This is a genomic window from Fictibacillus phosphorivorans (assembly GCF_023715845.1).
In the GTDB taxonomy this organism is placed as follows: Bacteria; Bacillota; Bacilli; order Bacillales; family Fictibacillaceae; genus Fictibacillus; species Fictibacillus phosphorivorans_D.
In genome coordinates, this window is record NZ_JAMBOR010000002.1 from 244,877 (window position 1) to 257,397 (window position 12,521).

A 12,521-nucleotide genomic window follows, 5' to 3' on the forward strand; every position below is an offset into this window, starting at 1 on the left:
TCGTCTTTTTTTAACATATGGTCTAAAGCGATTAGCTATACGTATAAATAAGGATGAGGACAAGTAAGAAATGCGTACTATATAGTGAGAGGAGTAATCCCCTTTATGAATAAAACACACCTAAAGACTTTAGTACTGGCTTCATCGGCGATCATTATAGCATTCTCTATTATTATATACCCAAAAGACACCTATATGGCATCAGTAACCGGACTTAAAATGTGGTGGGATGTTGTCTTCCCTTCTCTTATGCCCTTTTTCATTTTGTCTGAAGTCTTGATGGGCTTTGGGGTTGTCCACCTTATTGGTGTCTTATTTGAACCTCTCATGCGGCCGCTCTTTCGTGTACCTGGATCCGGAGGATTCGTTTGGGCAATGGGGATTTCGTCGGGCTTTCCTGCAGGAGCAAAATTGACCGCCCGTCTCTGGCATCAAAAACAAATTACCACCGTAGAAGCTGAGCGTCTCGTTTCTTTCACAAACTGTTCCAACCCTCTATTTATGTTCAGCGCTATAGCAGTTGGTTTTTTCCATAATGCTGCACTTGGCATCGTCCTTGCCGTTAGTCATTATTTAGGTAATTTCTTTGTTGGTTTACTTATGAGATTTCATGGCTGGAAAAAAGACGAAAGTGCACAAACTGATACTTATCGCGGAAAAGGGATCAAGAATGCTTTTAAGCACATGCATGAAGCAAGGCTCGCTGATAACCGGCCTATAGGTCAGCTCCTTGGTGATGCCATTCAGCAGTCCACAAAAACGCTATTAATGATCGGCGGTTTTATCATTCTATTTTCGGTGTTAAGCCGCATGATGGATCTGTTACACGTTGCAGATCTTTTATCGAAGCTTATGAGCTATGTATTTACACTCTTTTCTCTTTCAGAAACACTTAGTCTTCCATTAATAAAAGGAATATTTGAAATTACACTTGGAAGCAACTTAACAAGTGGTGCGGCATCCTCTCTTCTACAACAGGCAGCGATTGTTAGTTTTATCTTGGCATTTAGCGGTTTTTCAGTACAGGCCCAAGTAGCAAGTATTCTTGCAGATACCGAGATAAACTTTAAACCATTCTTTATTGCAAGAATCATACATGGTTTTTTATCTGCCTTTATTTGTGTCTTAGTATTCCCCTATTTGTATCACGTTAAAAGTGGGGCTGCTCCTGCATTTGCCTTCATCACCGATAAAAGTGCAGATATGGGACAAATCGGTATGACAGTACTCGCACATAGCCACTACGCCACTCTCGTATTTTTATTGCTTTCGATATTCATTTGGCATCGAAGACTTATTAAGAAAAACAGCCTCCGTTATTAACGGGGGCTGTTATATTTTTCTTTTAAAGCTTCTTCTACAACTTCTGGAACCAAGTCTGATACGTTAGCATGATACTTGGCAGCTTCTTTTACAATACTTGAACTTAAGAATGAATATTGATTGTTCGTCATCATGAAGAAAGTTTCCACTTCATCGTCCAATTTTTTATTGATTGAAGCTATTTTCATTTCATACTCAAAATCAGATACAGCCCGAAGTCCTCTTAAAATTACATTCGCACCAATACTTTTAACATAGTCGATCAGTAGACCGTTGAAAGAGTCTACTTTTACATTAGGAAACTCTTGTGTAACTTCTTTTAATAAAACAATTCTTTCATCTACTGTAAACAATGGATCTTTGCTTTGATTGTTGGCTACCACTACAATCACTTCGTCGAATACTTTTGCTCCACGTTTAATGATGTCCAGATGACCTCTTGTAACAGGATCAAAGCTTCCAGGACAAACAGCAGTCGTTGGCATAATCTTCACCTCTTATTTTCTTAAATGCGTCTAAAAATGGAAATCGTTGTTGTCTTTCCGTAGGTTTCTTGTCTTATGCAATGAAAGCTGCCAACCTGCTCAGGCAAGGAAACATCTGTCCCATGTTCCGCGACAATGCTTCCATCATCTGCTAGCAATCCGAGTTTATCGATCTCTTCCATATCTTTCATTAACATTTGTTTTGCATAAGGAGGGTCCAGAAAGATCATGTTAAATTGAATTTCCCTTTTGTGAAGCGCTTTCAATGCGCGTTTTGCATCATTCCTAAAAACTTCTGTTTTTTCTTCATAGTCGCATTGTTTGATATTTTCTTTAATGGTATGTATAGCTTTTTGATCTTTATCAATAAAAATAAAATGATCCATACCGCGGCTTAGTGCCTCGAGTCCAAGACCCCCGCTTCCGCCATAGAGATCCAGTCCAGATCCTCCCTCAAAAAAGGGACCAATCATGTTGAAAATGGATTCTTTAATCTTATCGGTAGTAGGTCTCGTATTTGTGCCCGGTACAGCTTTTAGTGGCCTTCCTTTGCATTCTCCCGCTATTACTCTCACGTTTTTTCACCTGATTCTTTTATCCTTTTTTCCATTACCTATCCTATCACAAGTAAACACGTAATCAAACAATCAAATCTTTTACTAATAAGTATAGAGCAAAATAAAAGGGGTCATACTACATATAACAACATCACGAACGATGTTGTTGCCAACCGCGGAGAAGACTTACTCCCCATAAGTTCTTCATCCGGTTTCTCCTCTCCCATCGCCTTTGAACAGAAGTGATTTTTGTTTAAAGGCAACCTGCAGCAGACGCTGCAGGTTTTTTTCATTCTTCGTTCTCTTTATCATTGCTTTTTGTTATCCTAATGAAGGAGAGTTAGGAGAAAGGAGCAATCTATTATGATTCAACGATTTATTGAGCTTGGGGAAGGGTATTCAGATTTATATGAGCTTTTAGAAATTATTGAGACCAATAAAGACAGAGTTTCACAGCTTTTATGTCTAAGGCTTCAAAAAGAAGATAAAGAGTATGCTTCACTCGTAGCAGTTCTTAACCCTGCAGCAGAAGGTAATTTCCAGCCGTTATACATATGCCGAGAAGGGGTACCGATTCCTTCTAAACGGTATAATCTATTTGAAGAAAAAGCTGCTGAGATCAATAAAGACATTATTTCTTTTGATGTCAAACCATCCACAGATTTTGCGGAAACAGAGCTTTACTTCCATTATTTGACCGGTATTTTAAGATTAAATTATTTAATTCCATCATTAACGTAAAAAAAAACAGGCAGCAGTTTTTATACCTTTGCTTGCCTGTTTTTTTAAATACCCATCTTATAATCATATTCTTTTGCTTTATCATGAATCTTACTTTCATATTCGGTTTTAATTTCTTGTTTATGCGATTTCTTAACTTCTTTTACAAAGTGCAGTGATTCAAGTTTGGCTGCAATCTCATCTGCCTTATTTCCATCACAATATAAAACCGCATATTTAAGTCTTCTCGAAACATAATGAACATTTCCATAGCGCCGCAGCTGTTTTGAAAATTTTAATGAATGGAGAAAGACAGAGAGTCCACGACGATTACCAATCATAACATAAGCCCCTTTAATAAATAATGATGTGCACATATTGTATAGATTGAGATACTATATTTTACCCATTATACTGATCAAAATAAGGATGTGTTCATATATGGATCTTGCGATTATATGGGAAGATTTTTTTAACCGAATCAAATCAGATCCTAAAGTCATCACCATTGAAAAAAAATTAATGGCAGGTATTCCTTTCGTCTATGTATCTGTTGTCCCAAACACTTCACTCGATACTGCAACAGATATTTTAAAAGAGTATGCCGTAAAATCAATGAAAGGAAAACGTCTATCATTGGAGCTTTTTTTTGTTAGATCCGAAGAAAACATATATGTTTTCCGTATGCGTTTCCTAGTTCCGCAAGAAAAAATGTTCTGTTGCGGTAACTTATGTTTTGACTGTATCAGGCTGAGAAATCCTTAATTGCTATGCACAGCCACATGATCCACCAGATCCACATCCACCACTGCAAGAACTCTCATCAAAAAACGGATTGCCTGTTGGAACTTTTATCTGCTCCGAAACACTCCCGGCAATAATTCTGCTGCACTCAATTAAAAGCTTTTCAAGCTCTTTTTCCGCCTTCTTAAAGTTCGCTATATTCTCATTGAAATCTAGCTCTCTTTTAAGCATACGGATTTGCGCAGAAACAGTATGAAAGTCAGGATGATACTTGCCGAACCTTTGCACTTCTTCATATTTTTCTTTCATATCGGCAAAGCGCGAGATCATCTCTTGTGCCTGTTTATCTTGTTCCAAAATATATTTGGCTTTTCTATATTCGGATGCAACGCTAGAACTCGAAACCATTTCCGCTAAAGATAATGACTCTTCCAGCAATGCAACTTGTTCGATACTCATACAGCCACCTCCCTTTAGGTATGAGGTTACTTTTATATTATAGCGGATAATGATTATAGTTAAAAGCACGGCTGTCTATTTGAAGTAAATAAAAGCTGCGTCAGTACAAAATTCTTGTTAAAAAAATAAAACCTCTTCTAAAAATAAGAAGAGGTTAATGGAAACTAGCGCTTTTCTTCAATCATTCATTTAGCTTTGTCTAAAATCATCTCGTTGTTAATTCTTCTTAACAAGGAGCTGTTCTCTCGTTTGCTCTGCAGCTTCTACCATCACCTTTAAAGCGTTAATTGTCTCTTCAACCCCCCGTGTTTTTAATCCGCAATCTGGATTGATCCAAAATTGCTTTGGATCAAGTACTTGAAGGGCACGTTTACTATTTCTTACAACCTCTTCAAGCTTTGGAACTCGTGGACTGTGAATATCATAAACCCCAAGCCCAATGCCTTTGTCATAAGTATTTTCTTCAAAGGCATAGATCAATTCACCATGACTTCTTGATGTCTCAATCGAAATCACATCAGCATCAAGAGCTTTAATAGCATCGATAATGGCTTCAAAATCTGAATAACACATATGAGTATGAATTTGTGTACCATTTTGTACAGATGATGTTGCTAGTTTAAACGCGTAAACCGCTGCGTTTAAATAACTCTCCCAGTTTTCACGCTTTAAGGGCAGTCCTTCACGAATTGCCGGTTCATCAACCTGAATCATGCGGATGCCATTTTCCTCAAGGACTTCAACTTCTTTTCGGAGAGCAAGCGCGATCTGATTAGCCACATCATAACGTGATATATCATCGCGTACAAATGACCAGTTTAAAATTGTGACCGGTCCTGTCAGCATGCCTTTTACAGGTCTTTTTGTTAACGATTGAGCATAGATGGTCTCTGCGATTGTCATCGGTTCAATATAAGCAACATCACCGTAAATAATAGGTGGCTTCACACAACGGGAACCATATGACTGAACCCAACCCAATTTTGTAAATTGAAAGCCTGCTAATTTCTCACCAAAATATTCAACCATGTCTGTCCGTTCAAATTCACCATGCACAAACACATCTAGACCGATTTCTTCTTGAATATCAATCCATTTTTTTATTTCAGCTTTTATATATGCATCGTATTCAACATCAGACAACTCGGCTTTCCGCCATTTCTGACGATGTTTCCGTACTTCTTGTGTTTGTGGAAAACTTCCAATCGTTGTTGTTGGCAGAAGAGGTAACTGAAACGCTTGTTTCTGCAATTCTTGACGGATGATAAATGGCGCTTGTCTTTCTGCTTGATATGTATCGAGACTTTCTAGGGCTTCTTGAACTTCTGAATTATTTCGATCAATTGATTGGTTTAACCGGTCGATAGCTTCAACGCTTGCAGTAACTTTGGTCTCGATTGCTTCTTTTCCTTCTTTAATCCCTTTCGTAAGGACAATAACTTCTTGTAATTTTTCATCAGCAAATGACAATGCGCCTTTTAAAGTCTCATCGATCGTCTCTTCGTATTTTATTGTCACAGGCACGTGCAACAAACTGGATGAGGGCTGTATGATTAGGTTTTCTTTTGAAACAATTTCTCGGATCTTCTCAAGGATGTTAAGTTTATCATATAGATTTACCCGCCATATGTTACGCCCGTCAATGATTCCTGCAGCAAGTACTTTATCTTGTGGAAAGCCATACTTTTTTAAAGCCTTTAGATTCTGCCCTTGATCATGTACAAAATCAAGTCCAATCCCTTGAACAGGAAGTGATACAACATCCTCGTAGTGCTCAATGCTATCAAAATAAGTTTGTAAGATTATTTTGAGATTGGGGGCTGCATGATGCAAGGCTTGATATACTTCATTAAATATCGTAATTTCTTCTTTTGAAATGGTTGTTGACAAAATCGGTTCGTCGATTTGTATCCACTCTGCACCTTCATCCTCCAATTGTCGTAAGATCTCAGCATAAAGTGGCGCAAATTGATTAACCATCGTTTTAAAATCACTTGCGTTATATCCTTTAGATAATTTTATAAAAGTGATCGGACCTAAGATAACGGGTTTTCCCTTAATATTAAGTTTGTCTTTCGCTTCCTTAAAATATTGTAGCGGACGATTTTCAACAAGAGCCGGAACGGCATGATCCAGTTCTGGAACGATATAATGATAGTTTGTGTTAAACCATTTCGTCATCTCTGCGGCAACCGCATTGTTATTGCCGCGTGCTACATCAAAATAGGTTTCAAGAGAGACCTTCTCTCCCTCATATTCAAAGCGATTCGGTACTAATCCAAACATCATAGCAGTATCAAGGACATGATCATACAAGCTAAAATCTCCAACGGGTATTAAGTCGATCCCTTGATCTTTTTGCTTTTGAAGATGTTGCAAACGAATTTCTTCCATTTGCTTCAGGAAAGATTCTTTATCTAATTTCCCTGCCCAAAATTGTTCAAGTGCTTTTTTCCATTCCCGTTTTTCTCCAATTCTTGGATAACCTAGGTTCGAACTTTTACATGTACTCATCTTATTTGGTCCACTCCTTTTTATTTTTCATCCCCAACAAAAAATCTCCCTTTCCATAAAGAAAAGAGAGATTCAATACGCACTTAACTAGAGTTGAGGTACACAGATCTTCTCAACACGTATTTTCCACTCCTCTCTATATCCTCGTAGAGTACAAGCATTCACAACAGGCAGGTCTCCTGACTTAAGTTCATAGCTCCTTATCCCTTCCCATTTCTATATGTGAAACAGTGGATCGATAAGTCGCTCCCTCTTACAGTGGCGGGACCGTGCCGGAATTTCACCGGGCTTCCCTTTTAAGCTGAGTCGATCATTTACTCAGAACCTGTTATGTTTATTTAATTTTTTACGTTATCATGCAGCTAGAAATTCTTATTTTTCCTTTTTCAATAAAATAAAGACCTCTTTATTTATAAATAAAGAGGTCTCAACAACTATGTAAACCTCTCTTATTTATCAAAGCGTAACGCTTTGCAGGAATTAGCACCTTTTCAATAAAATCATTGAATGGTTGCCGGGTTTCATAGGGCCAGTCCCTCCACCTCTCTAAATAAGAGTTCCAACATCTTTTTAAATTAATATTTAATAGCCATGTTAACACGATAAAGGATAGCCATCAAGGGAATTTTTGAAAAATATAAAATATTTTAATAGATACTACCCTGTCTCAGTAGAGTACTCGTGTGTGAACTGATGTCCGATCAGGTGGAGACTCCTAATGATGCGAAACAGCAAGAAGCTCACCACACGCCACTGGAAAGCGAGTATCTGAAACGGAAAACGTTTTACATGGATTTAAATAAAAAAACCCTTCGAAACGAAGAGTTAGCGAACATTAACAAATATATGTTTTTTGATCCCATAATCTGACCCGTCTTTTTTCTTAAGCTGCAGTGTGATCTTATGTTTTCCTTCGGTCAAATTTTTTAAAATAAAGATAGATTGATTAGCATTCATCTTCCATTTTCCATCTACAAAAACAGCCATATATCCATTTAATCGATTGAACTCTTCTGAAAGGTTCTCCTGGAAAGTAAATCCTGGGATAATATTTTCAACGTAGATATTTTGTTTTTTTACACGGTAGTTAACAGCCCAGTCTTTTTCAATCAAGGGATATTCACTTGAGGCTTCAACAGCCTCATTATAATTAAACTCTCTTTGCTTTTCTCTATCGTTATTATTTATGCCGAACACCACTAGACAAATTGATAATATAAAACCGGAGACCGCTAGTAATATACCCTTGCTTTTATTCATAAAAAAACCACTCCTTATAGGAATAGTTTTTTCCAAAATTTATTAAATTATCCGCCTGATGGTGAATTCCCTTCAGGCATTGGAGGGTGAAACCCATCTGGCGGGTTTTGGTCATCTGACGTTTCTCCCATAACAGATATCAATTCCATTAATAGTCCAAAGTTTTGAAGCTGCTGATGGAACCGGTCCACTCTCTGACCAAACGTCCGGCCATAAAATACTTTTGCGTTCTCTTCTAGCTCTGCCATTAAAAAAGGATTGCGGCTTAGTTTTCTATACCATTCAGGTTTTTCTCTAATAAAGTACTTAAGGTCAGGTCTTGTATTCAAATAATCCTGGATTTCTCTCCGCACACCACACACATCCTTTAATCTTTATAAGAAGGATAATCTTTCATCTTTTTTTCGGGCAGTTGGCTTGGTCTGTCAGACTGATTATTAAACTGGTTTAAAAGTTCTTGGAGCGCATCCATTAAACTGCCAAACTGAGATAAGTATTTTTGAACATCATTAATCTGAATTTTGCTCAGACCAGCAATAATATCCCCGATCGTTAGGTCTGCTTTCGTATTTTTTGCAGAGGAAGTACGTTGATTCGGCTGTTTATTTTGTTGTTTTTTCTTTCCCTTAGAATATTGATTCCAACTTTCATGTTCTTCACCTAACACAATCCAATCCTGGTAAACTTCTTTCCAAGGCCTTTTATTCTTTTGTACTTCTTTTATTAATTCAGGATGTTTTTGTACAAATTCTTTAAAGCTTTCGATATCAGTCTTTACCACAGAATCCACCCCCAGCCGTCCACTGACGAATCATGTTTTACTACATGATACATAAATGCCCAGTAATTGGTGCGCCCATTTTTTTAAAATTGATAAGTCGATTCTGTTTACTTTATTCCACAGTGCCTAAAAAGGTACAATAAAAAAAAGCTGTTTTGATAACAGTCAAAAATAAAGATTGAGGTAATGCATCTGTGGATATAAAAGATGAATTGAACCGCTTTATAAGTGAAAGCAGTGAGCAGGAAAAAGAAGTGATACAAATTTTTTTAAACAGTCTCAAAGCAAAAAGAGAAAATACAAAACTAACTCATATTGCTTCTTTATTGCAGTTACAAACTACTGTAATAGATGAAAAAACTTTAGAAATGGAAATGCCAAATTCACCTCTACTCGATAACTCTATTGGAATTGTTCATGGCGGACTAACTGCTACATTGCTTGATACTGCATTAGGAACTCTAGCAAGCCATGTCCCTGGAAATAAAAAGGGAGCCGTGACAGTGGAGTTAAAAGTAGACTATTTGACACCAGGAATTGGTAAAAAATTTATTTGCAGGGCAGCAGTTATACATAATGGCCGTCAATTAGTTAGAATGGAAGGAAAAGTCCGGAATGAAAAAGAGAATTTAATCGCATCAGCTACAGGGACTTTCTTTAAGCTTCCAGAATGATACTAATGAAAAAAGAAGAGCTGATTAAAGAATCAGCTCTTCTTTACTGTTTTGCAGCTGGAACAAGGAAGTTTTGTGTATAGTACTTTTTAAATGCTCCTACCCCTAGATGGGTATATTCATCATTGAGCATCGTTTTTCTATGCCCTTCGCTGTTCATCCAACCCTCAACCGCTGCAATGCCGTCTGTGTAGTTTGCAGCAATGTTTTCCCCAGCTTGTTGGAACACTACATTACCTTCTTTTAATCGGTCGGATAATGTTCTGCCATCCTTGCTCTGATGTGAGAAATATTGTTTGTCCAACATGTCCTTGGAATGTAAAAAGGCGACATCCGATGCGCTTTCATCCCATTGTAGCGGACTCTTGTTGTATTTTAGCCTGATAATATTCGTCAGTTCAAAAATTTGCTGTTCTTCGGATTGGTCAATTTTATTTTGTTCTTCTTCCGGAATTTCTTCTATTTCAGGAAGGTCTCCTCTGTAAACAATAGAATACGGCCTTTGTTTTAATAAAACATCGGAAGTGGTGTATCGAACACTCAGCAATTTATTTGTAAACTTATCAAAGTACAATTGTACCCATCTATCTTTGCCAACATTGATGAGCGGTCTGAGCATAACTTCTTCCTCGGAAAGTTCAAACCTGAAAAAATTTGCACCCTCATTTATCGTTATATCGCTCTCAATAGGGTATTGCTGAATAATGTTGTTAGAAGAATCGCCAATCGTAAATGGTTTCGTATTCAGCTCTGAACCAATTGCAAAAATGGTAACGATTTTGCCGTTTTGTACACCAGCCTGCATATAACCTTTTGGACTCCTGCTTCCATAAATTAACCATTCATAATCATAAGCGGACGGATCAATTCTATCAGGTTCTCCCCATTGCTTTTTAAAAGCTTCTATATCTTTACCTAACCAATTTGATAAAGCTCCCTCTGGGATTTTCATCGGTTCTTCTATGTATTTTAATCTTTTTTCAGATGGCTCTTTTTCCATTGATAGGTCTGGCAGTATGTCATAAAAAAACAATCCTATCAAGATAACTATAGATAGAAAAAAAGTAACCAATCCGCGCATAATGGTTCCCCCTGTATCTTTCATCTCTTTATAGTGTAGCATATCGAGCGATTTTCAGGGTTAATAAAAAAACAGGATTATCCTTATGATAATCCCGTCATCCATTTATTGCAGTTGATCTCTCTGCTCCGAAACTTCGCTTAGTGCGTGTCCTGCAGAATTATCACTCTCTTTGGTAAGCGATAGATCACCTAAAGAAATGATCCCAACCATTTTATTGTTCTCTACAATAGGAAGTCTTCTGATTTGCTTTTCTGCCATAAGTTCAGAAGCTTCTTGTACGCTCATGTCTGGTGACCCTGTATACAGATCATCACTCATTATATCTGTTACTTTTGTAGAGCCTGGGCGTTTTTCAGAAACTCCTCTTATGACAATGTCACGATCCGTTATGACGCCGATCACCTGGTCGTTTTCACATACTGGGATAACACCTACATTATCCTCTTTCATTTTTACAGCTACTTCGTACACATTATCTAAAGGTGTTACAAAATCTACATCTCTTGTCATGATATCACTTACTTTTTTCAAAAAAATGGCCTCCTCATATATGTTGATTGATACCTTTTATCTTTTGCGAAATAAGATGAAATATTCATGTTTTTGACAATGATTGCATCTTTAGCGCTTTCATAATATCATTAAGAAGTGATTATTATTTTTATTGAATTATCCTAGGAGGTTTCACAATGAAATTTGAAGAAAGCGGCTTAAACGGGAAGGTAATTGAATTCTCACTTTTAGAACATGTCATGGCAAGCCACGGAATGATCCGCGCTGGGCAATGGGACTATGACCGTATTACATACGACTACAAATTTGAAGATATGACAAATGGTGATGTTTACTATTTCCGCTTTCCTTGTCATGTCATTGAAGGAGAAACAGAAACACCTCACGCTAAGGTTGAACTAGGTACTCCATACTTAGGTAAGCACTATTATCCACACGGTGTAGAATACGATGAAGAGTTTCCGAAACATGTTGTGAAGCAATGCAACAAGTTGATCGAAGCCCTTCATAATGAACTTCATGTATAAAATGAAAAATCCCCTCTTTTGATCAGAGGGAACCCAAGAAACCGGTTGAAAGTCACCGGTTTTTTTATTTTATTAAAGACTCTTTTCAAGAAGGCTGCTTTTTTTAGTATGTACTCTCCATATGGCAACAACCTTATTCAGCTGCGCTTTTAGGTGCATGTGAAGAGTACCCTTCGAAAAGTCTCCCGCCAAATGGAGCAATCGTTTCATCTACAAACTGAATGACACGTTCTTTTTCACGACTGCTAAAGTAAAAGTTAAACACCTCAGCAAAATCATCTGCAAATGATTCATCAAATTCCTTTAATGCCCTTATAATCCACTTTCCTTCTCCGATCCAATGACCGTTGACCCTGAGTACAAACTCATGGACTAAGTCGGCTAACTTTGACACGATGAACAAATCCTCAACATCATTGACGGATCCTTCAAGATCGTTTAAAAGGTCAGTGATATGATATCTAGCCTTTTCGATCTCTTTTGATCTCCAAGGTGTCGGCCCTGCTTTCAATAGTTGAAGTGCTTCATTTTTAATTCGTGACGCATGTCCGGTATCACGCAGGATAATGCCTTCTGCACACATTTGCGGAAGAGATGGTCTTGCGCGATCAACATTTTCTTTTAAAAAATCTTTATACGTAAACATATTATGAACGAATACTTCTATCGGCCAATCGAATTCGGTTAGTGACTGACGATAGGATTCTCCTATATTGCTGTCAATAATAATGATATCTAGATCCGAACTTTTGGTTTCTTCTCCTCTGACTACACTTCCAGCCAAATAGGCCACTTCACAGTTCGGAAAATAAGATTCAATAAATTTACTTGCTGCTTGTCTCGCACTGATTCTCATGTTCTTCTCCTCCATCATTCGCTT

General features: G+C 37.5%; 16 protein-coding genes and 2 riboswitches. Of the genes, 5 read left to right on the forward strand and 11 right to left on the reverse strand.

Features of this window, described 5'->3' with window-relative positions:
- Positions 1-105: 105 nt before the first annotated feature.
- Positions 106-1,323 (forward strand): sporulation integral membrane protein YlbJ, encoded by a 1,218-nt coding sequence (gene ylbJ / locus M3206_RS02835; protein WP_251310983.1) that lies wholly within the window; start codon positions 106-108, stop codon positions 1,321-1,323.
- Here the strand turns inward: ylbJ and coaD are convergent.
- Positions 1,320-1,808: a pantetheine-phosphate adenylyltransferase gene (gene coaD / locus M3206_RS02840; protein ID WP_251310984.1), complete on the reverse strand. Its 489-nt coding sequence runs from the start codon at positions 1,806-1,808 to the stop codon at positions 1,320-1,322. The genes ylbJ and coaD overlap by 4 nt on opposite strands.
- Positions 1,809-1,828: 20 nt before the next feature.
- Positions 1,829-2,383 carry a 16S rRNA (guanine(966)-N(2))-methyltransferase RsmD gene (rsmD, locus tag M3206_RS02845; protein WP_251310985.1) on the reverse strand — a complete coding sequence of 185 codons (555 nt, stop codon included), beginning with the start codon at positions 2,381-2,383 and terminating at the stop codon, positions 1,829-1,831.
- 345 nt (positions 2,384-2,728) lie between these two features.
- On the opposite strand from rsmD, the gene M3206_RS02850 reads away from it, so the two are divergent.
- Positions 2,729-3,106: a DUF7147 family protein gene (locus tag M3206_RS02850; RefSeq protein WP_251310986.1), complete on the forward strand. Its 378-nt coding sequence runs from the start codon at positions 2,729-2,731 to the stop codon at positions 3,104-3,106.
- Positions 3,107-3,150: 44 nt separating this feature from the next.
- On the opposite strand, the gene M3206_RS02855 is transcribed toward M3206_RS02850, so the two are convergent.
- On the reverse strand, positions 3,151-3,426 hold the full coding sequence (locus M3206_RS02855) for a YlbG family protein (protein WP_251310988.1): 276 nt from the start codon (positions 3,424-3,426) through the stop codon (positions 3,151-3,153).
- A gap of 100 nt (positions 3,427-3,526) precedes the next feature.
- Between M3206_RS02855 and M3206_RS02860 the strand changes: the two genes are divergently transcribed.
- On the forward strand, positions 3,527-3,850 hold the full coding sequence (locus tag M3206_RS02860; protein ID WP_251310990.1) for a hypothetical protein: 324 nt from the start codon (positions 3,527-3,529) through the stop codon (positions 3,848-3,850).
- 3 nt (positions 3,851-3,853) lie between these two features.
- Here the strand turns inward: M3206_RS02860 and M3206_RS02865 are convergent, their stop codons facing one another.
- The 5 genes from M3206_RS02865 to ylbD all read right to left on the reverse strand — a co-directional run bounded on the left by M3206_RS02865 (position 3,854) and on the right by ylbD (position 8,843).
- Complete coding sequence (locus tag M3206_RS02865; protein WP_251310991.1) at positions 3,854-4,288, reverse strand: YlbF family regulator; 435 nt, start codon at positions 4,286-4,288, stop codon at positions 3,854-3,856.
- A 216-nt stretch (positions 4,289-4,504) separates the two neighbouring features.
- Positions 4,505-6,802, reverse strand: coding sequence for a 5-methyltetrahydropteroyltriglutamate--homocysteine S-methyltransferase (gene metE / locus M3206_RS02870; RefSeq protein WP_251310992.1), 2,298 nt, complete (start codon positions 6,800-6,802; stop codon positions 4,505-4,507).
- A gap of 152 nt (positions 6,803-6,954) precedes the next feature.
- Positions 6,955-7,146, reverse strand: a riboswitch (cobalamin riboswitch).
- A 102-nt stretch (positions 7,147-7,248) separates the two neighbouring features.
- Positions 7,249-7,359: riboswitch (SAM riboswitch) on the reverse strand.
- A 268-nt stretch (positions 7,360-7,627) separates the two neighbouring features.
- Entirely contained in the window at positions 7,628-8,062 is a 435-nt protein-coding gene (locus tag M3206_RS02875) for a hypothetical protein (protein ID WP_251310993.1), read from the reverse strand.
- Positions 8,063-8,109: 47 nt separating this feature from the next.
- Positions 8,110-8,415 carry a YlbE-like family protein gene (locus M3206_RS02880; RefSeq protein WP_251310994.1) on the reverse strand — a complete coding sequence of 102 codons (306 nt, stop codon included), beginning with the start codon at positions 8,413-8,415 and terminating at the stop codon, positions 8,110-8,112.
- A 14-nt stretch (positions 8,416-8,429) separates the two neighbouring features.
- Positions 8,430-8,843 carry a YlbD family protein gene (ylbD, locus tag M3206_RS02885; protein WP_251310995.1) on the reverse strand — a complete coding sequence of 138 codons (414 nt, stop codon included), beginning with the start codon at positions 8,841-8,843 and terminating at the stop codon, positions 8,430-8,432.
- A 194-nt stretch (positions 8,844-9,037) separates the two neighbouring features.
- Here ylbD and M3206_RS02890 point away from each other — a divergent pair, with 194 nt between their 5' ends.
- Positions 9,038-9,517 carry a PaaI family thioesterase gene (locus M3206_RS02890; RefSeq protein ID WP_251310996.1) on the forward strand — a complete coding sequence of 160 codons (480 nt, stop codon included), beginning with the start codon at positions 9,038-9,040 and terminating at the stop codon, positions 9,515-9,517.
- Positions 9,518-9,560: 43 nt separating this feature from the next.
- On the opposite strand, the gene M3206_RS02895 is transcribed toward M3206_RS02890, so the two are convergent.
- Together M3206_RS02895 and M3206_RS02900 are read right to left on the reverse strand one after the other, a co-directional pair.
- Positions 9,561-10,598, reverse strand: a complete 1,038-nt coding sequence (locus M3206_RS02895; RefSeq protein ID WP_251310997.1) for a CAP domain-containing protein — start codon at positions 10,596-10,598, stop codon at positions 9,561-9,563.
- Between the two features lie 105 nt (positions 10,599-10,703).
- Complete coding sequence (locus M3206_RS02900; RefSeq protein ID WP_251310998.1) at positions 10,704-11,132, reverse strand: CBS domain-containing protein; 429 nt, start codon at positions 11,130-11,132, stop codon at positions 10,704-10,706.
- 158 nt (positions 11,133-11,290) lie between these two features.
- On the opposite strand from M3206_RS02900, the gene M3206_RS02905 reads away from it, so the two are divergent.
- Positions 11,291-11,641 carry a YugN family protein gene (locus tag M3206_RS02905; RefSeq protein ID WP_251310999.1) on the forward strand — a complete coding sequence of 117 codons (351 nt, stop codon included), beginning with the start codon at positions 11,291-11,293 and terminating at the stop codon, positions 11,639-11,641.
- A 133-nt stretch (positions 11,642-11,774) separates the two neighbouring features.
- On the opposite strand, the gene M3206_RS02910 is transcribed toward M3206_RS02905, so the two are convergent.
- Complete coding sequence (locus M3206_RS02910; protein ID WP_285876671.1) at positions 11,775-12,497, reverse strand: nucleotidyltransferase domain-containing protein; 723 nt, start codon at positions 12,495-12,497, stop codon at positions 11,775-11,777.
- Positions 12,498-12,521 lie beyond the last annotated feature (24 nt).